Genomic DNA, 21,813 nt, shown 5'->3' on the forward strand with positions numbered 1-21,813 from the left:
GAGCCGGAATACCGTGCTCGTGCGACAAGATGGGCGCCAGGAGCGAGCTCGGAAAATCCCAGTGCGACACGATCGCATCGATCGGCCCGGACCAGCAAGCGACCGAACTCGGCGGCCGAGCTCCACCGATCTGGCAGACACCGCTGGCCGGTACACCGGTACGCCGGCGTTCGGGCACGCACGGTCAGCTACCGGGTGGGGGCGGAACGCAGAGGTGCAGGGGTGGGGTGCAGAGACACATGCGCACCGAGCCCGCCGCTCAGGGCTCCTTCAGCGCCGAAATGACATAATGCACATTATCGGTTCGATACCACGCCGGGCGCTCAAGCAGCCGGGTCGTGCCAGGAACGTGTCAGGAATCGGCACCAACGATCCGCCACGCCGGGCAGAATCGCACTGATGACTTCCGAACTCACGATGCATCGCCTCGCACGCAAGCTTCGCACCGACCCCACGGTCCACCTCGGCGACGACGTCGAACCGGGCTGGCGTGACACGCTCGCCGCGTGGGCGCACTCGCACGGCCTGGAGATCACCGACCGTGACGCGACCCTCGCCATCACGACTCGTCCCGACCACGCGACTGGCGCCGCCTGGGTCCACTCACCCTACGCAGGTATAGAGCACCTAGCGCCCGTACTGCCGGACGACGTGCTCCTGACCCGCACGACCGGGACCATGCCGCAGCGCATCGCCGAGTACGTGACGGCCTGGGTCCTCACAGAGCGATGGCAGACAGCCCGCTACCTCGCCGACTCTGCGTCAGGCACCTGGGACCCGACCGACCCGCCGACCCCACCCGACCGCACCGGTGCCGTCGTCATCGGCACGGGCGCCATGGGTCGGGCTATCGCCCGGGCGCTGGCCTGCATCGGTCACCGCGTCACGGGCCTGAGCAGGAGCGGACGTCCCGACGACGCCTTCGACGCGGTACTTTCCCTCGTACCGGCCCACGGCACACCTGCACCGGACTCGACGGCGTTCGGCGGACCCGGCACCGACGTCCTCGTGCTCGCACTCCCCCACACCCCGCAGACCGACGGCCTGATCACCCCGGAACTCCTGCGGGCGTTCGACGGCGTGCACCTGATCAACATCGGACGCGGGTCGGCCCTCCGCACGGACACGCTGCTGACCGCCCTCGACACCGGCCGGGTACGGCACGCGACCCTCGACGTCACCGAGCAGGAGCCGCTGGGCCCGTCCTCTCCCCTGTGGCGTCGGGCCGACGTCACAGTCACGCCCCACATCTCCGGGCTCACGCTGCCGTCCGACGTCGTGGCGGCCCTTGAGGCGGCACTCGAACGGATCCAGGCCGGCGTCCGCCCGACGTCGGCGGCCGTACGCGAACAAGGCTACTGAACCGTGCCTGGATACCGGGTCCTGCCGGGCCGCGCCGGGCCACACCTAGCGGGTCATGCCGGACCGGGAGCCTCGTCCTGGCCCGGTGCGAACGGCCACTCCTCGAAGGCGGTGCAGCGACCGTCGTCGTCGAGCTCGAGGACCCACAGGTCACGCCAGCGATCGCCGGACGCGCCGTACTCGACACCGACCCGGACGACAGCCGTCGAACCGTCCACGGCGATGACCTCGGCGTCCATCGTGAAGGGCTCGTCCGGCCCGTCCCGCTCCGCGTCCCAGAACGCCGCGAGCGCCGGCAGTCCTTCGATGGGTGGTGCCCAGGGTGAGGTGCGGTAGGTGGCGTCGGGGGTGAAGAGCTGTGCGAGGTCGTCGGTGCCGGGTGTGCGCCAGAGCTGTTGGTAGGTGCTGACCCAGGCTTGGGCGGCCGTGCGGTGTGTCATGTGTCGAGGTTATTCAGCGGGGTGTGGTGCTGCGGGGCGGTCGACCTGTGCTGCGAGGTGCTGGGGTGCCTGGATGCAGTAGGAGTCGGTGAGCAGCTCGGTGAGCTCGTCCCAGTCGGTGTGCTCGTCGAGGACGATGCCGACGACGTTGGTGCCCCAGCTCGCCTTGAAGTAGTGGGGGCCGAGGTGCTGGAAGGCCTGGACCTCGTCGGGTTCGGCGCGGAAGGTGATCCGGATCAGGCCGTCCTCTCCCCCGAAGACGTGGCCGACTGTCGCGTCGCGGGTCTTCCAGGCGACGCCGGTCCAGGCGTCGTGCTCCTTGCACTCGGGGAGGGGTTCGAGGATGGCGGCGATCCGGTGGACGGTCTCGGTGGGGACGGGTGCTCGTTCGCTCACGTCGGGAGTCTTGCATCCGTCACTGACATGGTGTGGTCGGCATGTGTCGTCGTTGCGAGCCGGTGGGGCTCGTGGTTGCGTCGTTGGTATGAGCGAACCCGACGACAGGCCCCGTAATGTCTTCGTGCTGGGTATGACCGACCTGCAGCGTGAGGAGCTGGGCAGCATGCGGCGTGCCGCGCGCTACCGGTTCCGTTCGCTGCTCGATTACCACACGCTCGTCCGGGACACGGAGTACGACTTCGATGCGTTGCTGGACGAGGCGCGTGCCGAGCTTGCCGACTTCTCCGGGCCGATCGATGCGATCGTGTCGCACTGGGATTTTCCGAGCTCGCTCCTGGCGCCCATCTTGTCGCACGAGCACGGTATTCCGGCTCCGTCGGTGACGAGCATGCTCAAGTGCGAGCACAAGTACTGGAGCCGGCTGGAGCAGCAGCAGTCGGTCCCCGAGGTGGTGCCGGGGTTCGCCGCGTTCGACCCGTTCGCTGACGACGCCCTGGACCAGGTGCGGCTGCCCTTCCCCTTCTGGGTGAAGCCGGTGAAGTCGCACTCGTCGAACCTGGGGTTCGAGATCCACGACGAGCAGGAGTTCGAGTCGGCCCTGGAGGAGATCCGGGCGGAGATCACCGATGTCGGCGACGCGTTCAACCAGGTGCTGGACCGGGTGGACCTCCCGGAGAGTCTCCGTGGGGTGGACGGGAACACGTGCCTCGCGGAGGAGGTCATCACGGGGATCCAGGCGGCTCCGGAGGGTGTGGTCGCGCGGGGCAGGGTGAGCGTGCACGGCATCGTCGACATGCACAGGGACCCTTCGGGGCACAGCATCGACCACCTCGACTACCCTGCCGTGACCGTCCCGGCCGAGGTGCAGCGGCGGATGGTCGACACCGCGGAGCGGTTCATGCGTCACATCGGTTACGACGACGGGGCGTTCAACGTCGAGTACATGTGGAACCGAGAGGCCGACCTGTTGCGGCTCATCGAGGTGAACACGCGCATCTCCCAGTCCCATACCGAGCTCTTCCTGAAGGTGGACGGCACGTCCAACCATGAGGTGGCGATCGACGTCGCGCTGGGCGAGGCGCCGCGGATGCCGCGCAGGCAGGGCCGGTTCGCGGTCGCCGGCCAGTGGCACATCTTCCACGACGCCGACGCCGTCGTGCGTGGCGTTCCCGGCGAGGAGGACCTGGCGGCCCTGGAGCGCGCCGTCCCGGACACGAAGGTCACCCTGCAGGTGGCGCCCGGTGACCGGCTCTCCGACCTGCCGCACCAGGACAGCTACCGGTTCAAGCTGGGCAGCGTCTACCTGGGGGCCGACGACCACGACCAGCTCGCCGACCGGTTCCGCCAGGCGTTGGGCCTGTTGCCCTTCGAGCTCGATCCCGTCACCGATCCCGTCACCGAGGAGGCCGCTGGATGAGGACAGTCACCGACCTGCCGCACGAGGTCGAGACCGTCGAGAACGTGTTCATCCCGCTGCGGGACGGTCAGCACGTGGCCGCGCGGATGTGGGCTCCGGTCGACGCCGCGGCGCGTCCCGTTCCCGCGGTCGTGGAGTACATCCCCTACCGTAAACGGGACGCCACCCGCGGCCGCGACGCGTACAACCACCCCTACATCGCGGGGCACGGGTATGTCTGCGTGCGGGTGGACCTGCGGGGCAGCGGCGACTCGGACGGCGTGCTGGTGGACGAGTACCGCCCCCAGGAGCTCCATGACGCCGAGGACGTGATCGCGTGGCTCGCCGAGCAGCCGTGGTGCGACGGGAACGTCGGGATGATGGGCATCTCCTGGGGCGGCTTCAACAGCCTCCAGGTGGCCGCCGGCGCGTCACCAGCGCTCAAGGCGGTCATCAGCGCGTCGGCCACCGACGACCTGTACGTCGACAACATGCACTACATGGGCGGCTGCCTGCTCGGGGACAACCTGTCGGAGGCGACGGTGATGTTCGCGTTCAACAGCCTGCCGCCGGATCCCGCCGTCGTCGGCGACCGGTGGCGCGAGATGTGGCACGAACGCCTCGAGGGCAGCGGGCTGTGGCTCGACACCTGGTTGCAGCACCAACGTCGTGACGACTACTGGAAGCCGGCGTCTGTCTGCGAGGACTACTCCCGGGTGCGCTGCCCGGTGATGGCGGTCGGTGGCTGGGCCGACGGCTACACCAACGCCATCTTCCGGCTCCTGGAGCACCTCGACGTCCCCCGCAAGGGGCTGATCGGTCCCTGGGGGCACCGCTACCCGCACCTCGGCGTGCCGGGCCCCGCCGTCGGCTTCCTGCAGGAGGTGGTGCGCTGGTGGGACCACTGGCTCAAGGGGGTCGACACCGGCCTCCAGGACGAGCCGATGCTGCGCGCCTGGATGCAGGACAGCGTCCCGCCCAGCGCCTCCTACGAGGACCGGCCCGGCCGCTGGGTCGCCGAACCGAGCTGGCCGGCCCCCGGGGTCGAGGACCGGGAGTACCGGTTCACGCCCCACCACCTGTCACCGGCGGGCGGCGGCCAGGTGGCAACGGAGCACGGCGAGGCCGGCGGGCAGCAGGTGAGCCTGCGCTCCCCCCTCAGCGTCGGGATGTTCGCCGGCAAGTGGGCCTCCTACTCGGCCGTGCCGGACCTGCCGTACGACCAGCGCGAGGAGGACGGCGGCGCCCTCGTGTTCGAGACGGAGCCGCTCGCCGAACCCGTGGAGCTGCTCGGGCTGCCCCACGTCGCGCTCGAGGTCTCCGCCGACCGTCCGGTCGCACAGCTCGCGGTCCGGCTGTCCGACGTCGCCCCGAACGGGGAGGCGACCCGCGTGACGTACGGGGTGCTGAACCTGACGCACCGCGAAGGCAGCGAGGACCCACAGGCACTCGAGCCCGGCCGCACCTACCCGGTGACGGTCCAGCTCAACGGCATCGGCCAGACCGTGCCCGCCGGGCACCGGCTGCGGGTGTCGATCTCGACGTCGTACTGGCCGTTGATCTGGCCGGCTCCCGAACCGGCGACCGTGACGATCACGACCGGCGCCAGCGCCCTGCATCTGCCGGTGCGCCGCCCCCGCCCCGAGGACGAGCACCTGCGGCCCTTCGGGGCCCCGGAGGCCACCGAGGAGGACGCGACGACGGTGCTGGCAACCGGGGAGCACTCGTGGCGCGTCACGCGAGACCTGGCCACGGACGTCTCGACGCTGGAGATCGTCAACGACCAGGGCACCTTCCGGCTCGAGGACACCGGCACGGTCATCCACCGCGACACCCGCGAGTGGTACAGCTTCCGGTGGAACGACGTCACGTCCGTACGTGGTGAGACCCGTACGGTCCGCCGGTTGGAGAACGGTGACGACTGGCGCGTCGAGGTGGTCACCCGGACCGTCCTGACGTGCACGGCGACCGACTTCCTGGTCAACGCGCAGCTCGACGCGTACGAGCTGGACGACAGGCAGGGCGACCCGCGCGTCTACTCGCAGAACTGGCAGCGCCGGATCGCCAGGGATCTGGTCTAGACGAGGCCGAGCTCGCGGGCGCGGACGCCGGCCTGGAACCGTGACTCGGCGCCGAGGGCTGCCATCAGCTCGGCGACGCGGCGGCGGTAGGTGCGTACGCCGAGACCGAGGGTGCGGGCGGCCGCCTCGTCCTTGACGCCCTGGCCGAGCAGGTCCAGGACCTGGGGTGCGAGCTGACGGATCTCGGCGATCTGGGTGTCGTAGACGGACAGGTCGGTGGCCGAGCGCCAGGCGGCCTCGAACAGGGAGGTCACTCCCTGTACCGCTTCGGGCTGGGTGATGATGCTGAAGCTGCGGTGGCCGGCGCTGAGGTCGCCGGCCAGGATCACGAGCCGGCGGTCGAGCACTATCGTCTCGTTGATCTCTTCGCTGGTGATGCGGATCTGCGCGCCGTGTTGGTCCCGGGCTCTGGCCAGCGTCTGTGCCGCCACCGGGTCGAGGAGCATCCCGGACCGGTAGACCTTGCGGATGCGGGCGGTGCCGGGCCGCTGTCGGCGGTACAGCTCGGAGTGGTCTTCCGTCATCCGTGCGCCCGCCCACGTGAAGAGGTCGTTGGCGGCGCACGCGACGTCCGTGGCGGAGGCGAACAGGTGCATCGTCCGCTCGAACAGCTCGTGCTCGCCGTGCACGATCGTGACGGCCTCCCCGGTCTGCATGGTTCGAGTCTGCCCGGCACTGGGCCATCACGCCAGGCTCGGCAACAACCTGCCATCGTGGCCCGATCGGCGGCGCCCGACACGAGGCTGGACGTATGACGACGAACACCAGCACCACGACCAGCACCACGACCACCACCTCGAACCCAACCCCGGACGCCGCCGCCGCCGGCACCTGGCAGCTCGGCGACCGCACGGTCAACCGCATCGGCCTCGGCGCCATGCGGCTCATCGGCATGCCCTGGGACGCGACGCCCCGTGACCGCGACGGATCGATGGCGGTGCTGCGGCGCGCCGTCGAGCTCGGCGTGGACCACATCGACACCGCCGCCTTCTACTTCACGCCCGTGCGCTCGGCGAACGAGCTGATCAGCACCGCCCTGCAGCCCTACGGGGACGACCTGACGATCACCACCAAGGTCGGGCCGGCCCGGTCGCGGAACGGCGACTACGAGGAGATGGCCCGCCCCGATCAGCTCCGCGCCCAGGTCGAGGAGAACCTCCGTCAGCTCGGCCGCGACCACCTCGACGTCGTCAACCTGCGCTGGGGCACCCGGATGGCGGGCGAGGGGCGTGCACCCGAGTCGGTGGCCGAGCACTTCGGGGCGCTCGCGGAGCTGCGCGAGGCGGGCCTGATCCGCAACCTCGGCATCTCCAACGTCCTGTCGGAGCAGCTGACCGAGGCGATGGCCATCGCACCGGTGGTGTGCGTACAGAACCAGTACGGCCTGACCAGCAGGGAGGACGACGCCGTGCTCGCCCTGTGCGGTGAGCACGGGATCGCGTTCGTGCCGTTCTTCGCGGTCGGGGCCGCCGTGCCGGGCGCCTCACCGCGCGGCGGTGCCGACGAGACCGGCCAGGCCGAGGTCGCCGCCGTCGCCGCCGCGCACGGCGCCACCCCCGCACAGGTGCGGCTGGCCTGGACCCTGCACCGCGGCCCGCACGTCCTCGCGATCCCCGGGACGGGTAGCCCGGCGCACCTGGAGGAGAACGTCGCCGCCGGCGCGCTTCGCCTGACCGACGAGGAGCTCACGCTGCTCGACGGGATCGCGAGCAACAGCTGACCATGTAGCTGCTGCCAGAACCGCCCCGATCCTGGCAGCAGCTACATGGTCACCCCTGGGACGGCTACCGGTACTGCGCCACTATCGGGCAGTCCATCGGGTTGGCGTGACCGAGCCCGACACGGTTGAGGTAGTCGACGATGATGCCGTAGGACTCGAACAGCCCGGTCTCGGTGTACGGGATGTCCCGCTCGGCGCAGAAGTCCCGCACGATCGGGCGCACGTGGCGCAGGTTCACGCTGGGCATCCGCGGGAAGACGTGGTGCTCGACCTGGTAGTTCAGGCCGCCCATGGCCCACTCGACGAAGCGTCCGCCGCGGATGTTGCGCGAGGTGAGGACCTGACGGCGCAGGAAGTCGATCTTGAGGTCCTTCGGGAGCAGCGGCATGCCCTTGTGGTTCGGCGCGAAGGTGGCGCCCATGTACACCCCGAACACGGCGAGCTGCACGACCAGGAACGCGGCGCCGAGGGCGGGGCCGAGCGTGAGGAGGACGAGGGTCGGGAACCCGATGAGCCGGACGGCCAGGAGGGCGCTCTCCGCGCCGCGGTGCTTGACCTCGGGCATCGTCGCGAGGGTCTGCACGGAGTTGTAGTGGAGCACGGGGCCGAACAGCGCCAGCATCGGGAAGAACAGCCAGCCCTGGCGCCGGGTGACCCAGCCCAGGAACCCGGTACGCCCGACCTCCTCGCCCGGTACGAACACGAGCGCCCCGGTGGAGATGTCGCCGTCCTTGCCGATCACGTTGGGGTTGCCGTGGTGCCTGTTGTGCTTGCGGTTCCACCAGCCGATGCTGAGCCCGACCACCAGGTTGCCGATGATGCGCGCGAACCACTCGTTGCGCCGGCTGGACTGGAAGACCTGCATGTGCCCGCCGTCGTGGGCGAGGAAGGCGAACTGCGTCAGGACGACGCCGAACAGCGCGGCCACCGCGAGCTGCCACCAGGTGTCCCCCAGGGTGAACAGCAGGGTGAACGCGAGCGCCAGGCTCGCCGTGAGGACGACGGTGCGGCGGACGTACCAGCCGACGCGGCGGCCCATCAGGCCTGCGGCGTTGGCGCGTTCGACGAGCTCGAAGTAGTCGTTCGTCTGCTTGTTGCGGGCCGAGCGTGCCGGCCGGGCCGGGAGTGGCGGTGCGTCGGTCGTCGTCGTCATAGGCGTCAACCTAGGAAGCAGGTGGTGCTTCGCGCGTCACCCGCGGGAGCCAATCTCACCCCCTACGTGAGTAGTGGTTGGTCGGTGTCGGCGACGGGCAGGGTCGCGGTGAGCTCGAAGCCGCCGTCGCGGGTCCGGCCGGCGGTGACGCTGCCGCCGAGGGCGGCGGCGCGTTCGCGGATGCCGGCGAGGCCGAGCTGGGCGCCTGGTGTGGGTTCGTCGCTGCGCTCGGGGGGTGAGTTGCTGACGCTGACGCGGAGGTCGTGCCCGTCGTCGGTGATCGTGACGGTGACGGCGGACCCGGGGGCGTGCCGCAGGGCGTTGCTGAGGGCTTCCTGGACGACGCGGAAGCCGGTGAGCCCGACGGCGTCGGGCACCACGGCGTCGGTGCCCGCGTAGGCGATCTCGACGCCGGAGGCGCGGGTGGACTCGACGAGCTCGGTGACGTCGGAGAGGCTGGGCAGGGGTGCGGTGGGTGCGGTGTCGTGGCCGCGCAGGATGCCGAGCAGTCCTCGCATCTCGCCCAGTGCGCGGCGGGAGGAGGCGGCGATCTCCTCGAACTCCTGCTGGATCGCCTCGTCGAGGCCGGGCTGGCGGTAGCGGGCGGTGGAGGCCTGGACGGTGATGACGGACATGCTGTGCGCGACGACGTCGTGCAGCTCTCTGGCGATCCGGTTGCGTTCCTCGAGCTCGCGGCGGCGGCCGGCCTCGGCGGCGGTGAGTCGTTCCGCCTGCTCCATGCGGACCACGCTGAGGATCCACAACCGGATGATGACGCCGACCAGGGCGACGCCGCCGCTGAGGGAGACGAGGACGACGCCGTTGGCGACGGCGGTCTCGCGCGGGCCGTCGAGGAGGCCGGCGGGCACGAGGACGGTCAGCATCGCTCCGGCGGACCAGAGGGATGCCGCCCAGTACCACGCGTGCCGCAGGGCGAGCACGAACACGGTGAGGCAGTGCGCGAGCAGGACGGTGACCGGCCATGGCCAGGGCCAGTCGGGGGCGGCGTCGACGGTGACCACCATCAGCGCCAGGGCGCCGGCGATCGATGCGGGCAGGCCGGCCCAGGGCCAGCGCACCGCGAGGATGGCGGCGGCGCAGTGCACGAGGGTCCAGGCCATGGCGGCTGCCGGGTGGGTGCCGTAGCCGGACGCGGTCACCGGCCACCCGACGGCGACGAGCGCGACCGCGGCGATGGAGACCACGCTCCACATCCAGACGACCTCGCGCCGGGCGATCGAGACCGTGGGGACGTCCAGCCGGGTCAGGGAGCGCAGCACCCGGGGCAGCCTTCGCCAGCGGCGCTCGCTGTGACCGGGTGCGGCACCGGAGCGCGGTGCCGGCGGTGCGTCATGTGCGTGGTCCATTCTCTGCAGGTTATGCGGTCGGGCACGTGGGTCGCGTCACTCCTGAGGGCTAACCGGCGTGATACCTGGGTCCGGTCGGATAGTTTGGGCTCATGCCACCAGCCCCCGATGTCGCCGAGGACGCGATCCGGGTGCTGATCGTCGACGACCAGTCGATGATCCGGGCCGGTTTCGCGGCGCTCCTGGACGCGCACGAAGGAATCACGGTAGTCGGCACGGCCGACGACGGCGCGGGAATTTCCGACGTCGTACGCCGGACCCGGCCGGACGTCGTGCTGATGGACATCCGGATGCCGAAGGTCAACGGGCTGGACGCGGCGCGCACGATCATCGCCATGCCGGGCACACCGCCGAAGGTGATCATGCTGACGACGTTCGACGCGGACGAGTACGTGTTCACGGCGCTGCGGGTGGGCGCGAGCGGGTTCCTGCTGAAGGACTCGCCCGCCGAGGAGCTGACCCAGGCGGTCCGCGTGGTCGCGGCGGGCGAGGCGCTCCTGTCGCCCAAGATCACCCGGGCTCTCATCGCGGACTACGCGGACCGCCCGGCCGTGCCCGCGTCGCCCGACGCCACCCTGTCCGCGCTGACCGACCGTGAGCTCGACGTCATGAAGCTCGTCGCCGCCGGGCGGTCGAACGCCGAGATCGCCGCGGAGCTGCACCTCGCGGAGCAGACCGTCAAGACGCACGTCTCGCGCATCCTGAACAAGCTCGACCTGCGCGACCGCACGCAGCTGGTGGTCTGCGCCTATGAGTCCGGGCTGGTGCGGCCCGGGCGCTGACCGCCCGGCCCGCACCGCGACCTACCGACCTACTCCCCCACGTACTGCGCCAGGTGCTCCCCCGTCAGCGTGGAGCGTCCCGCCCGGGCCTGGGCCACCAGATCGGCGGGGGTGCCCTCGAAGACGACGGTGCCGCCGTCGTTGCCCGCCCCGGGACCGAGGTCGACGATCCAGTCCGCGTGTGCCATGACCGCCTGGTGATGCTCGATCACGATGACCGACTTACCCGAGTCGACCAGGCGGTCCAGGAGGCCGAGCAGGTTCTCGACGTCGGCGAGGTGCAGGCCGGTCGTCGGCTCGTCCAGCACGTACACGCCGCCGTCGCGCGCCATCTCGACGGCGAGCTTGAGCCGCTGCCGCTCGCCCCCCGACAGGGTCGTCAGCGGCTGCCCGATGCCGAGGTAGCCCAGCCCGACGTCGGCCAGCCGGCGCAGGATCTTGTGCGCTGCGGGGACCGGTGCGGGGCCGTCCTTGGCGAAGAACGCCTCGGCCTCCGCCACCGGCATCGCGAGCACCTCGCTGATGTCCTTCGAGTCCACCGAGCCGTCCCCCGCGCCGGAGCCCGAGCCGCCCAGCGTGTACACGAGCGCCGAGGCGTCGAACCGTTTGCCGCCGCAGTCCTCGCACGTGGTCGAGACGGTGTCCATGAACCCGAGCTCCGTGTAGATGACGCCGGCGCCCTTGCACGTGGGGCACGCGCCCTCCGAGTTGGCGCTGAACAGCGCCGGCTTGACCCCGTTGGCCTTCGCGAACGCCTTGCGGATCGGGTCCAGCAGTCCCGTGTACGTCGCGGGGTTGGACCGGCGCGACCCCTTGATGGCGCCCTGGTCGACGGTCACGACGCCCGCGCCGTCCGGGAGCGAGCCGTGGATGAGGGAGCTCTTGCCCGAGCCGGCCACCCCGGTGACGACGGTCAGCACCCCCAGCGGCACGTCGACGTCGACGTACCGCAGGTTGTGCGTGCTCGCCCCGCGGATCTCCAGCGCGCCCGAGGCCGCCCGCACCGTGTCCTTGAGCCGCGCCCGGTACCCGAGGTGGCGTCCGGTCAGGGTGTCGCTGGTGCGCAGGTCCTCGACGGTGCCCTCGAACTGCACGGTGCCGCCGGCGGACCCCGCGCCGGGACCCAGGTCGACCACATGGTCGGCGATGGCGATCGCCTCCGGCTTGTGCTCGACGACGAGCACGGTGTTGCCCTTGTCCCGCAGCTCGACCAGCAGGTTGTTCATCCGCTGGATGTCGTGCGGGTGCAGACCGATGGTCGGCTCGTCGAAGACGTAGGTGACGTCCGTCAGCGCCGAGCCCAGGTGCCTGATCAGCTTGGTGCGCTGCGCCTCTCCCCCGGACAGCGTGCCCGACGGCCGGTCCAGCGACAGGTAACCCAGACCGATCTCCACGAACTTGTCCAGCTGGTGGCGCAGGTTCGTCAGCAGCGGCCCCGCCGACGCCGCGGCGTCGGTCCCGGACAGGTCACGGACCCAGACCGCCAGGTCCCGGATCTCCATGGCGCACGCGTCGGCGATGCTCACACCGTCGATCCTGGCCGACCGCGCCGCCTCGGCCAGCCGGGTCCCGGCACACTCCGGGCAGGTCACGAACGTGACCGCCTGCTCGACGAACGCCCGGATGTGCGGCTGGAGCGAGTCGACGTCCTTGCTGAGCATCGACTTGCGCACCTTCGGGACCAGGCCCTCGTAGGTGATGTTGATGCCCTTGGCCGTGATCTTCGTGGGCTCCTTGTGGAGGAAGTCCGCCCGCTCCGTCTCGCTGTACTCACGGATCGGCTTGTCCGGGTCCAGGAACCCCGACTCGCTGTAGCTGCCCACCATCCAGCCGCCGGGGGTGTACCCGGGAATCTTGATCGCGCCGTCGTTGAGCGACAGCGAGTCGTCGAAGAACTGGCTCAGGTCGAGGTCGGAGACCTGACCGCGCCCCTCGCACCGCGGGCACATCCCACCGTGGTAGACCTGCTCGCGGACGATCGTCTTCTCGCCCGTCGCCGACGTCATCACGCCGCTCGCCCTGCGCGCCGGCACGTTGAACGAGAACGCGATCGGCGGCCCGATCTGCGGCTGCGCGAGACGGCTGAACAGGATGCGCAGCAGCGCGTTGGTGTCCGTCACCGTGCCGAGCGTCGAGCGGGGGTTGGCACCCAGGCGCTCCTGATCGACGACGATCGCCGTGGTCAGCCCGTCCAGCCGGTCCACCTCGGGCCGGTCCAGCGACGGCATGAAACCCTGCACGAACGCGCTGTACGTCTCGTTGATCATCCGCTGCGACTCCGCGGCGACCGTCGCGAACACCAGCGAGCTCTTGCCCGACCCCGAGACCCCCGTGAACACCGTGAGCCGGCGCTTGGGGATCTCGAGACTGATGTCCTTGAGGTTGTTCTCCCGCGCACCCTGCACGCGGATCAGATCATGGCTGTCCGCCGGGTGCTGCGACGCCGAGGCGTCCTCCTCCGGCGGGATGCTCGCGGTCAGGCCAGGGATGCACATGGCCGGATCAGAGCTGCTTGATGCGGACGGTGTTGCCCGCGGGGTCGCGGAACGCGCAGTCCCGGAACCCGTAGGGCTGGTCGACCGGCTCCTGCATGACCTCGGCGCCGCTGGCCTGGACCCGCTCGAAGGTCGCGTCGAGGTCCTTGCTGCCGAGGATGACCGCGCAGTAGGTGCCCTTGGCCATCATCTCCGCGACGGTCTGCCGCTCGGCGTCGGTCACCCCGGGGTCGGCGGCGGGCGGAGTCAGGACGATCGAGGTGTCGGGCTGGCCGGCGGGACCGACGGTGATCCAGCGCATGGTGCCCTGCCCCACGTCCAGGAAGACCTCGAAGCCGAGGGCGTCACGGTAGAACGCGAGCGAGGCCTCGGGGTCGGTGTGCGGGAGGAACGTCTGGTGGATGGTGATGCCGGTGTCTGTACTCATGGCAGTCACGCTAGATCCCGCCCGGGGGTGTGCGCTTCTCGATTCCTGACCGGCCTGGGGTGGTTCTGACCGGCCGCGTGACCTGTTTGGCGATACAGGCCGGCAGCCCGGCGGTGTCGATCGCCTCGGCCGCCACCAGCGGGTCGTCGCGGTAGACGCTCGGCGGGACGCCGACCAGCTCCGTGAAGCGGGTGCTGAACGTGCCCAGCGACGAGCAGCCGACGGCGAAGCAGACCTCCGTGACGCTGAGGTCACCGCGCCGCAGCAGCATCATGGCGCGCTCGATGCGCCGCGTCATGAGGTAGCTGTACGGGGACTCGCCGTACGCGGCCTTGAACTGGCGCGACAGGTGCCCCGCCGACATGTGCACCCCGGCCGCGAGCGCCGCGACGTCGAGCGGCTGGGTGTACTCGCGGTCCATGCGGTCGCGTACGCGGCGCAGGAGGGCCAGGTCGCGGAGGTGGTCGTGGTCGGCGGCTGTGCTCGTCACGTAGGTGATGGTGCCACGCGGTGGTGGCCTGTGGCGCCGGAAGTGTGGGGGTGAGGTGTTCGGTGCTCCGACCTGGCAGGACTCACGTGCTCGAGCGGGAACAAACGTGACCGTTTCCTCCGTTCAACGGGGTGGAATGAGTATCTGTCCGACGTCGCGTGCCGGGGCTGGCGCCCTGTGCCCGTCGTCGTGGCTCGTTCCGGTCCGTGTGCCGGGTTCAGCGTCCTTCCAGGTTGTTCCCGGCAGTTCTGGATCGGCTCGCGCGATGCTGCTCACCCGGCCCCCTACGAATGGAGGACCATGTGACCACACCCGCACTACGACCCGGTACCGTCGGTGGCGCCGCTGTGCCCGACGATGTGCCTGATGCGTCCGGCGCGCCTGATGGTGTGCCCGACCGTGTACCCGACGGAGTACCCGACCGTGTGCCCGGGGTGCACGATGCGGCTCCCGGTCCGTTGATGATCGTGGTGGGCGGTGTGCCGGGGGCGGGCAAGAGCACTCTGCTGGCCAGGATCGCCGACGACGTCCCTGGTGGCCTGGTCCTCGACCCGGACCGGCATCGGCGTCGGATCGCGAGGCGGGTGCCGTCCTGGGTGCCGTACAGCACCTACCGGTGGGCGGTGCACACGCTGCATGCCCTCGTGACGGTGTGGCACATCCTGCGGGGGCCGCGGTCGGACGTGCCGCTCCTGGTGCATGACACGGCTACCCGGGGGCGTCGGCGGGAGGCCCTGGGGCTGCTGGCGCGGTTGCGGGGCTGGGACCCGGTGCTGGTGGCGGTCGACGTGTCGCTGGCCGAGGCGCTCGACGGGCAGCTGGACCGGGGCCGGGTGGTGCGCCCGGAGCAGTTCGTGCGGCACTGGTCGCGGTGGACGGCGCAGCGGCCGGCCTTCGCCGTGGCGGACGGTGGTCCGCGTGGGCCGTGGTCTGGTGTGTACCTGATGGCGCGGTGTGACGCGTTCCGGCAGGTGCGGGAGCTGGCCAGGCGGCGGGTGGCGGCGCTGGTGTAGGTCGCGCCCGGGTGCGGGTCGCGCCTACCTGCGCCGGCCGGTCAGGGCAGGTAGGCCTGCTCGACGACGGTGCGGGCTGTCGCGGACAGGGCGCTGCGGTCCTGTGCTGCCCGGTCTACGAGGGTCGTGTACGCCGTCTCCATGTCGATGCCGAGCCGGTGGGCCAGCACTCCCTTGGCCTGCTCGACGATCACCCGGCCCGCGAGGGCTCGTTCGAGACGGTCGGCGACGTCGTGCTGCTCCAGGCGTTCGGGCTGGAGCAGCACGAGGGCCGCCATGTCCGCGAAGGACCGGGCGGCGGCGGTCTCCAGGGTGTCGTCGGCGCGCTCGTCGTGGCGGAACAGGTTGATGCCGCCCAGCACGCCGTCGCGCCAGCTCACGGGGTAGGCGTGCACGGCGGTGAACCCCGCTCGGAGGATCGCGGGGCCGACCGTCGGCCAGCGGTGCAGGATCGTGTCGGCGCCGACTGCCGCGACGGTCTCGCCGGTGGTGAGCAGGTCGACGCACGGTCCCTCGCGCTCCTGGGCCTGGTAGAGCTCGAGCTCGACGGCTGCGTGCGAGGTCGCGCTCAGGAGCTCCGGGGCGCCGTTCGGGGCGCGGACCAGGAGTCCGGCCGCGGAGGAACCGGTGAACCGGGCACTGTCGCGCACGATGCGGTAGAGCAGATCCGTCACGTCGTGGTCACGCAGCAGCGCGGACGTGGTCAGCGCGAGCGCGTCGGCGGGGGTGCGCGGTGTCATGGCTCCTCGGTTCGTGGGTGCTGTTCGGAGACGGTGCCGTCATGGTCGTTCTCGGCGCCGTCGGAGGAGAAGATCAGGCGGCGCGCGAGGACGTCGTCGACGACGGACTCCAAGGTCGAGGCGCGGGCGAAGGCGTGTGCGCGCAGGACGGCCAGGGCGTCGGTGGGCGCGATCCCGAGCTGCGCGACGACGACCCCGGTGGCCTGGTGCACGAGTGCTTGCTGCGGCCAGGCCGGCTGGGAGCTGATGTCTGTGGTGGCGGGGTCGCCGAGGAGGGCGGCGCCTGCCGCGTCGGCGAGGAACTCCGCCTCATCGAGCGGTCGCGCCAGGTGGTCGCCGCTGAGGTACAGGGTCAGGACGCCGACGACGCGGCCGCTGGGCCGCATCGGCACGGCGTACACGGTCAGCGGTCCGTCGACGGCGGAGGCCATGGTGGCGAACATCGGGAACGAGGCGGCATCCGTGTCGTCGCCGTCGAGGTGGGCGACGACGGTACGGCCCTCGGCGAACGCGAGCGCCGCGGGGCCTTCCCCGAGCACGACCTGCAGGTCCTCGAGCCGGCTGATCACGGGCCCCGCGGACCCCGCGGACTCGGCGGTGCGGACCGTCAGGCGTTCGGCGGCCGCGGTGAGGGTGAGCATGCCCGCGTCCGCACCCAGGATCTCGGTGCACGCGTCGCACAGCCGGGCCGCCAGGGGGCCGGGTTCCTGGTCGGTCGTGCGGCCCCGGGCCAGCGTGCGCGCGAGCAGCGCCAGGATCTCGGAACTGTCCATGCTGTCGATGTCCTCCTTGCCCGCAAGTGTTCCATCGGCGGGCTCCGTTCGCGCCTGCGCCCGGCTCGCCGCCCGCGTTCGGCTCACCGCCAGCCGAGTGCCGGCGCCACGTGCCGCAGGACGTTCTCGATGACGTGCGCGTTGTAGTCGACGCCGAGCTGGTTGGGCACGGTCAGCAGCAGCGTGTCCGCGGCCTGCACCGCCTCGTCCGCGCGCAGGTCCTCGACGAGCGCGTCGGGCTCGCCCGCGTACGTCTTGCCGAACCGGGCGGGGCCGGTGTCGAGGCGCCCCACCTGGTCCTCGCTGTGGACCTCCATGCCGAAGTACTGCCGGTCGCGCTGGTCGGTGATCGGGAAGATGCTGCGGCTGACGGAGACCCGCGGCTCGTAGTCGTGCCCAGCCTCGGCCCAGGCGTCGCGGAACCGCTGGATCTGCTCGGTCTGCAGCCGGTGGAACGGCACCCCCGTGTCCTCGGTCAGGAGCGTGGACGACATCAGGTGCATCCCCTGGGCGGCGGTCCACTCGGCGGTGGCCCGGGAGCCCGCACCCCACCAGACCCGCCGGCGCAGCCCCTCGGAGTGCGGCTCGATCCGCAGCAGCCCGGGCGGGTTGGGGAACATGGGGCGCGGGCTCGGCTCGGCGAACCCCTCGCCGTCGAGCACCTCCAGGAACCGGGCGGTGTGCTCGCGGGCCAGGTCGGCGCCGCCGGCGTCCGTGGGCGCGGGTTCGTGGCCGAAGTGGCGGTAGCCCTCGACGACCTGCTCCGGTGACCCGCGGCTTATGCCGAGCTGGAGCCGTCCGCCCGAGATCAGGTCCGCAGCCCCGGCGTCCTCGGCCATGTACAGGGGATTCTCGTACCTCATATCGATCACGCCCGTGCCGATCTCGATGCGGCTGGTGCGCGCCCCGACCGCCGCGAGCAGCGGGAACGGCGAGGCGAGCTGGCGCGCGAAGTGGTGCACGCGGAAGTAGGCGCCGTCAGCACCCAGCTCTTCCGCCGCCACGGCCAGGTCGATCGACTGCAGCAGGGCGTCCGACGCCGAGCGTGTGCCCGACTGCGGATGCGGCGTCCAGTGACCGAACGACAGGAACCCGATGCTCTTCATGCTGACCCCAACCCTCCCGGTGCGCGTGCCCCGTCCGGGACCGCAGGAACGTTCCCGAACCGTTATCACTACCCGGGCATCGTTTCCGCGTCGCCGAGCGTCTCTATCAGTGTGAGCAACAGTGTGAACAACGAGAACGCCTTCCGCCCCAACAGCTACACCCAGCAGGAGCCCGTCCGCTGGTGGATCCCGCTCGTGGCCTCCACCGGTGCGCTGCTCGTCCTGGTCCTCGGCACCGCCGCGATCGTCAGCAGCCTGGTGAACTCCACCATCAGCGGGATCGGCTGACGGCTGACGGTCCGCCTCACGCCTGCTTGCGTACCGCGTCCGCCACCGCCTCGGCGACCCGGTGGTCGAACACCCCCGGGATGATGTACGCGCTGTTCAGCTCGTCCGGCCCCACGACGTCCGCGATCGCGACCGCGGACACCCGCAGCAGCTCCGTGGTGATGTCCTTGGCGCCCGTGTCCAGCAGCCCCCGGAACAGGCCAGGGAAAGCGAGGACGTTGTTGATCTGGTTCGGGTAGTCGCTGCGCCCGGTGGCCACGACCGCAGCCGTCTCGGCCGCCTCCAGCGGGTCCACCTCGGGCGTCGGGTTCGCCAGGGCGAACACCACCGCACGGTCGGCCATCTGCGCCACGTCCGCACCCGACAGGATGCCCGCCGCCGAGACGCCGATGAACACGTCGGCTCCCTTGAGCCCCTCCTGGAGCGTGCCCGCGAACCCGTCCACGTTCGTGTTGTCCACGATCCAGCGCCGGTGCGGGTCGTCGGTCACCACCCCCGGGTGCAGGGCCCCGTCACGCCCGAACGCCACGATGTGCCGTGCGCCCTGCGCCTTGAGCAGCCGGATGATCGCGTTCCCCGCCGCCCCCACGCCGGACACCACGATCCGCACGTCCGCCAGCTCCTTCTCGACCACCTTGAGCGCGTTGACCAGGGCGGCCAGCACCACGATCGCCGTACCGTGCTGGTCGTCGTGGAACACGGGGATGTCGAGCTCCGCACGCAACCGCGCCTCGATCTCGAAACAGCGCGGCGCCGCGATGTCCTCCAGGTTCACACCCCCGTAGACGGGCGCGATCGCCTTGACGATCCGCACGATCTCGTCCGTGTCGGTCGTGTCGAGGCACACCGGCCAGGCGTCCACCCCGCCGAACTCCTTGAACAGCGCCGCCTTGCCCTCCATGACGGGCAGTGCCGCAGCCGGGCCGATGTCACCGAGGCCCAGCACCGCGGTGCCGTCCGTGACCACGGCCACCGTGTTCCGCTTGATCGTCAGACGACGCGCGTCCTCCGGGTTGTCCGCGATCGCCAGGCACACCCGAGCCACACCCGGCGTGTACGCGCGCGACAGGTCCCGGCGCGTCTTGAGCGGCACCTTGTTCGTGACCTCGATCTTGCCACCCAGGTGCATCAGGAACGTCGAGTCGCTCGACTTGAGCACCTCGGCACCCTCGATCGCGTTCACCGCCGCCACGACCCGCTCACCGTGCTCCGCGTCGATCGTGTCGCACGTGACGTCCACGACCAGACCGTGCGACGTCGAGTGCGCGATGTCCACCCCCATCACCGCACCACCGGCGTCGGCTACCGCGGCTACCACCGTGCTCGTGGCGCGCTGCGAAGCGGCCACCTCCACGCGCAGGGTGATCGTGTAGCTCGGGCTGGGCAACGACATCGCGGTCTCCTCGGTCACGGGCGCGGGAATCCGCGCACGAGGAGATTCCTACCGCCGCAGCGTGACGTGCGCCACACGGGCCCGCGATGCGGACGCAGGGGCCGCCCGGTCCGGGAAAATAGCGCCGTGCACATCGTCATCGACTCCCCCGCCCACGACGACGTCCGCCGGCTCCTCGACGAGCACCTCACCGACATGTACGCCACCTCACCGGCCGAGAGCGTGCACGCCCTGGACCACTCGGCGCTGCTCGCCCCCACGCTCACGTTCTGGACCGCCCGGGACGACGACGGCGCACTGGCCGGTTGCGGCGCACTGAGCGAGCTCGACGTCCCCGGCGACCCGTCGGACGGCCGACCCTGCGCCCGGCCCCGCCACGGCGAGATCAAGTCCATGCGCACCGCCACGCACACCCGGGGCCGGGGCGTCGCCTCAGCACTGCTCGAAGCGATCCTGATCGAGGCCCGACGGCGCCGGTACACCCGGGTCAGCCTGGAGACCGGATCACAGGACTTCTTCGCCCCCGCACGCCGGCTGTACGCCAGGCACGGGTTCACCGAGTGCGGGCCGTTCGGAAGCTACACCTCAGACCCCCACAGCGTCTTCATGACCCTGGAGCTGCCCGAGCACTCAGCTACCGCAGGCGGCCCCGCACGCCCCTGATGCGACCCTCGTCCAGCCCCGCATACCGCAGGTAGGCCACCGGATCCAGGTCCGCCAGCCACTCCAGGAGCGCCGCACGGCGCTCGCGGACGCGCGCGTCGAGCTGCTGGGCCGTCCAGGTCTCCCCGGGGTGCTGGACCCAGGCACCCTGCTCGACGTCGTAGGCGACGCCGCCACCGCGGTGGGTCGTGCCGCGGAAGGCCTGCACGTAGTCCTCGGCGATCGCCCCGTGCTCGACCCCGGTCAGGGACAGCAGCATCGCGGTGACCATCCCGGTCCGGTCACGGCCGGCGGCGCAGTGCACCAGGACGGGGCCGGTCGCGTCCGCTATCGCCCCGAAGACGCCGCCGAGCAGGTGCGGATACATCGCGACGTTGGGCGCGTAGGAGCGCGGATGATCGAGCCACGGCCCGCAGGTCTCCAGGAAGTGCGGGTCGCCGGGATCCTCTGTGGGCGTGCTGCGGGTGACGATCTCACCCGGCCGGACGCCGTCCGGCATGCGGTCGCGGGCCTGCTTGACCTCGGCGGGGTTGCGCAGGTCGACGACGGTGGTGAGCCCGGCGTCGACCGCCTCGGCCCAGCCTGTGGACGTCATCGTCTCGGGGGCACCCGAGCGCCAGACCCGCCCCGGCGCGGTGGTGCCGCCGTCCTCGAGCGGGAGGCCGCCCAGGTCGTGGAGGTTGACGGCGCCGTCCCAGGCCCGGAGGTTCACCGGAGTGCTCATGGGCGGCATCGTGGTTCGGGGCCGGGAGCAGGTCAACGGGGAGAACTGCCCCTGGACACCGAGCGAGGTCAAGGACTGCCCGGATGCCGTTGCGTATAAGCAACAAAGTTCAGCAAGATATGCCAAACAAGATCGGTTCTGGAAGCCTTGGAGCGCTCATTTCCAGCCCTCGAGGAGTCCCAGATGGCCGTTCCGACCATGTCCGCTACGCACCAGCAGGCCGTCGCCACGCTGCTCAGCCCGCCCCGCCTTGCTCCGTACCTCAAAGCGTCGGGCGGCAACGTGCGCGCCGCGCTCACGCTCTACCAGTGGAACGTGGAGATGTCCTCTGCGGTCTACAAGATGCTGCACCTCGTGGAGGTCTTCCTTCGAAACTCCATCGATGCACGTCTGCGCGTCTGGAATGCGACTCAGGTCGATCCGAGGACTGGGCGACCCCACGGACCCGACTGGCTTCTCGATCCATCGCGCCTGATCGAACGGATAGTGCGCCGGGAGGAGATCGACAAGGCAACCAGGCGCGCAAAGCTCGCGGTGAAGGACTCCGGCAGCCGGCTGCGCTCAGTCACGCACGACGACGTGCTCGCCCAGCTGATGTTCGGCACGTGGCGCTTCCTGCTGCCAGGCAAGGATTCTGGGCGACAGCTGCTGTGGCGGGACGCGATCTCCGAGGCCTTCCCCGGGCTGCGGCGCCCCGTGCACGATCTGGTTCGTGACGTCGATCGACTGCACCGTCTCCGCAACCGAGTGGCACACCTCGAGCCGTTGCTCGTCGTCGGAGTCGTCATGCTCCAGCTGAAGGCGGCTCGCCGCGTGCTGCGGGAGATCGAACCGGCTGCGGAGATGTGGCTGGTCTCGCACCAGCACGTCTCAAGCGTGGCCGCCCAGCGGCCCGAACCAAGTCCAGAAATGCCTAACGGCCCCCTCAGTGAAAACTGAAAGGGCCGCGGCCGAACTATTAACCGGGAGACCTGCCCCGGCTTTCGTGGACCAGCCTAGAC

22 protein-coding genes are annotated in these 21,813 nt (G+C 70.7%); 9 read left to right on the forward strand and 13 right to left on the reverse strand.

Annotated features, from left to right (window positions below):
- Nucleotides 1–399: 399 nt before the first annotated feature.
- Nucleotides 400–1,362, forward strand: a complete 963-nt coding sequence (locus AB0F40_RS21545; RefSeq protein WP_357472354.1) for an NAD(P)-dependent oxidoreductase — start codon at nt 400–402, stop codon at nt 1,360–1,362.
- A 53-nt stretch (nt 1,363–1,415) separates the two neighbouring features.
- On the opposite strand, the gene AB0F40_RS21550 is transcribed toward AB0F40_RS21545, so the two are convergent.
- Complete coding sequence (locus tag AB0F40_RS21550; protein WP_357472357.1) at nt 1,416–1,802, reverse strand: nuclear transport factor 2 family protein; 387 nt, start codon at nt 1,800–1,802, stop codon at nt 1,416–1,418.
- A gap of 9 nt (nt 1,803–1,811) precedes the next feature.
- Nucleotides 1,812–2,198: an MmcQ/YjbR family DNA-binding protein gene (locus AB0F40_RS21555; RefSeq protein WP_357472360.1), complete on the reverse strand. Its 387-nt coding sequence runs from the start codon at nt 2,196–2,198 to the stop codon at nt 1,812–1,814.
- Between the two features lie 88 nt (nt 2,199–2,286).
- Between AB0F40_RS21555 and AB0F40_RS21560 the strand changes: the two genes are divergently transcribed.
- Nucleotides 2,287–3,618 carry an ATP-grasp domain-containing protein gene (locus AB0F40_RS21560; RefSeq protein WP_357472363.1) on the forward strand — a complete coding sequence of 444 codons (1,332 nt, stop codon included), beginning with the start codon at nt 2,287–2,289 and terminating at the stop codon, nt 3,616–3,618.
- Nucleotides 3,615–5,678, forward strand: coding sequence for a CocE/NonD family hydrolase (locus AB0F40_RS21565; protein ID WP_357472366.1), 2,064 nt, complete (start codon nt 3,615–3,617; stop codon nt 5,676–5,678). The genes AB0F40_RS21560 and AB0F40_RS21565 overlap by 4 nt, the downstream gene beginning before the upstream one ends.
- Here AB0F40_RS21565 and AB0F40_RS21570 read toward each other — a convergent pair.
- Nucleotides 5,675–6,334, reverse strand: a complete 660-nt coding sequence (locus AB0F40_RS21570; RefSeq protein ID WP_357472369.1) for a DNA-binding response regulator — start codon at nt 6,332–6,334, stop codon at nt 5,675–5,677. The genes AB0F40_RS21565 and AB0F40_RS21570 overlap by 4 nt on opposite strands.
- A 95-nt stretch (nt 6,335–6,429) precedes the next feature.
- Between AB0F40_RS21570 and AB0F40_RS21575 the strand changes: the two genes are divergently transcribed.
- Nucleotides 6,430–7,398 (forward strand): oxidoreductase, encoded by a 969-nt coding sequence (locus tag AB0F40_RS21575; protein WP_357472372.1) that lies wholly within the window; start codon nt 6,430–6,432, stop codon nt 7,396–7,398.
- A gap of 64 nt (nt 7,399–7,462) precedes the next feature.
- Here AB0F40_RS21575 and AB0F40_RS21580 read toward each other — a convergent pair whose 3' ends face one another.
- Nucleotides 7,463–8,551 carry an acyl-CoA desaturase gene (locus AB0F40_RS21580; protein WP_357472375.1) on the reverse strand — a complete coding sequence of 363 codons (1,089 nt, stop codon included), beginning with the start codon at nt 8,549–8,551 and terminating at the stop codon, nt 7,463–7,465.
- A gap of 62 nt (nt 8,552–8,613) precedes the next feature.
- Nucleotides 8,614–9,918 (reverse strand): histidine kinase, encoded by a 1,305-nt coding sequence (locus AB0F40_RS21585; RefSeq protein ID WP_357472378.1) that lies wholly within the window; start codon nt 9,916–9,918, stop codon nt 8,614–8,616.
- A gap of 92 nt (nt 9,919–10,010) precedes the next feature.
- Here AB0F40_RS21585 and AB0F40_RS21590 point away from each other — a divergent pair, with 92 nt between their 5' ends.
- Entirely contained in the window at nt 10,011–10,700 is a 690-nt protein-coding gene (locus AB0F40_RS21590) for a response regulator transcription factor (protein WP_357472380.1), read from the forward strand.
- A 29-nt stretch (nt 10,701–10,729) separates the two neighbouring features.
- Here the strand turns inward: AB0F40_RS21590 and AB0F40_RS21595 are convergent, their stop codons facing one another.
- Genes AB0F40_RS21595 through AB0F40_RS21605 form a run of 3 tightly spaced genes read right to left on the reverse strand, consistent with a single transcriptional unit; the run spans nt 10,730 to nt 14,043 of the window.
- Nucleotides 10,730–13,195 carry an excinuclease ABC subunit UvrA gene (locus AB0F40_RS21595; protein ID WP_357472382.1) on the reverse strand — a complete coding sequence of 822 codons (2,466 nt, stop codon included), beginning with the start codon at nt 13,193–13,195 and terminating at the stop codon, nt 10,730–10,732.
- A 7-nt stretch (nt 13,196–13,202) separates the two neighbouring features.
- On the reverse strand, nt 13,203–13,622 hold the full coding sequence (locus AB0F40_RS21600; protein WP_357472385.1) for a VOC family protein: 420 nt from the start codon (nt 13,620–13,622) through the stop codon (nt 13,203–13,205).
- Nucleotides 13,623–13,632: 10 nt separating this feature from the next.
- Nucleotides 13,633–14,043, reverse strand: coding sequence for a helix-turn-helix transcriptional regulator (locus tag AB0F40_RS21605; RefSeq protein WP_357472454.1), 411 nt, complete (start codon nt 14,041–14,043; stop codon nt 13,633–13,635).
- Nucleotides 14,044–14,414: 371 nt separating this feature from the next.
- On the opposite strand from AB0F40_RS21605, the gene AB0F40_RS21610 reads away from it, so the two are divergent.
- Nucleotides 14,415–15,125, forward strand: a complete 711-nt coding sequence (locus AB0F40_RS21610) for an AAA family ATPase (protein WP_357472388.1) — start codon at nt 14,415–14,417, stop codon at nt 15,123–15,125.
- Nucleotides 15,126–15,166: 41 nt separating this feature from the next.
- On the opposite strand, the gene AB0F40_RS21615 is transcribed toward AB0F40_RS21610, so the two are convergent.
- The 3 genes from AB0F40_RS21615 to AB0F40_RS21625 form a co-directional block, all read right to left on the reverse strand.
- On the reverse strand, nt 15,167–15,865 hold the full coding sequence (locus AB0F40_RS21615) for an ANTAR domain-containing protein (RefSeq protein ID WP_357472391.1): 699 nt from the start codon (nt 15,863–15,865) through the stop codon (nt 15,167–15,169).
- The gene (locus AB0F40_RS21620; protein WP_357472394.1) at nt 15,862–16,638 is read right to left on the reverse strand and encodes a GAF and ANTAR domain-containing protein; all 777 of its coding nucleotides are present in this window, start codon (nt 16,636–16,638) and stop codon (nt 15,862–15,864) included. The genes AB0F40_RS21615 and AB0F40_RS21620 overlap by 4 nt, the downstream gene beginning before the upstream one ends.
- Nucleotides 16,639–16,721: 83 nt before the next feature.
- Nucleotides 16,722–17,744: an LLM class flavin-dependent oxidoreductase gene (locus tag AB0F40_RS21625; protein WP_357472397.1), complete on the reverse strand. Its 1,023-nt coding sequence runs from the start codon at nt 17,742–17,744 to the stop codon at nt 16,722–16,724.
- A gap of 111 nt (nt 17,745–17,855) precedes the next feature.
- Between AB0F40_RS21625 and AB0F40_RS21630 the strand changes: the two genes are divergently transcribed.
- The gene (locus tag AB0F40_RS21630; protein ID WP_357472400.1) at nt 17,856–18,032 is read left to right on the forward strand and encodes a hypothetical protein; all 177 of its coding nucleotides are present in this window, start codon (nt 17,856–17,858) and stop codon (nt 18,030–18,032) included.
- Nucleotides 18,033–18,048: 16 nt separating this feature from the next.
- Here AB0F40_RS21630 and AB0F40_RS21635 read toward each other — a convergent pair whose 3' ends face one another.
- Nucleotides 18,049–19,425, reverse strand: coding sequence for an NAD-dependent malic enzyme (locus AB0F40_RS21635; protein WP_357472403.1), 1,377 nt, complete (start codon nt 19,423–19,425; stop codon nt 18,049–18,051).
- A 126-nt stretch (nt 19,426–19,551) separates the two neighbouring features.
- Here AB0F40_RS21635 and AB0F40_RS21640 point away from each other — a divergent pair, with 126 nt between their 5' ends.
- Nucleotides 19,552–20,088, forward strand: a complete 537-nt coding sequence (locus AB0F40_RS21640; RefSeq protein WP_357472406.1) for a GNAT family N-acetyltransferase — start codon at nt 19,552–19,554, stop codon at nt 20,086–20,088.
- Here the strand turns inward: AB0F40_RS21640 and AB0F40_RS21645 are convergent.
- Nucleotides 20,060–20,812: a tyrosine-protein phosphatase gene (locus tag AB0F40_RS21645; protein ID WP_357472409.1), complete on the reverse strand. Its 753-nt coding sequence runs from the start codon at nt 20,810–20,812 to the stop codon at nt 20,060–20,062. The genes AB0F40_RS21640 and AB0F40_RS21645 overlap by 29 nt on opposite strands.
- Before the next feature lie 183 nt (nt 20,813–20,995).
- On the opposite strand from AB0F40_RS21645, the gene AB0F40_RS21650 reads away from it, so the two are divergent.
- Nucleotides 20,996–21,751: a hypothetical protein gene (locus AB0F40_RS21650; protein WP_357472412.1), complete on the forward strand. Its 756-nt coding sequence runs from the start codon at nt 20,996–20,998 to the stop codon at nt 21,749–21,751.
- Nucleotides 21,752–21,813 lie beyond the last annotated feature (62 nt).

Source organism: Promicromonospora sp. NPDC023987, assembly GCF_040639055.1.
GTDB lineage: Bacteria > Actinomycetota > Actinomycetes > Actinomycetales > Cellulomonadaceae > Promicromonospora.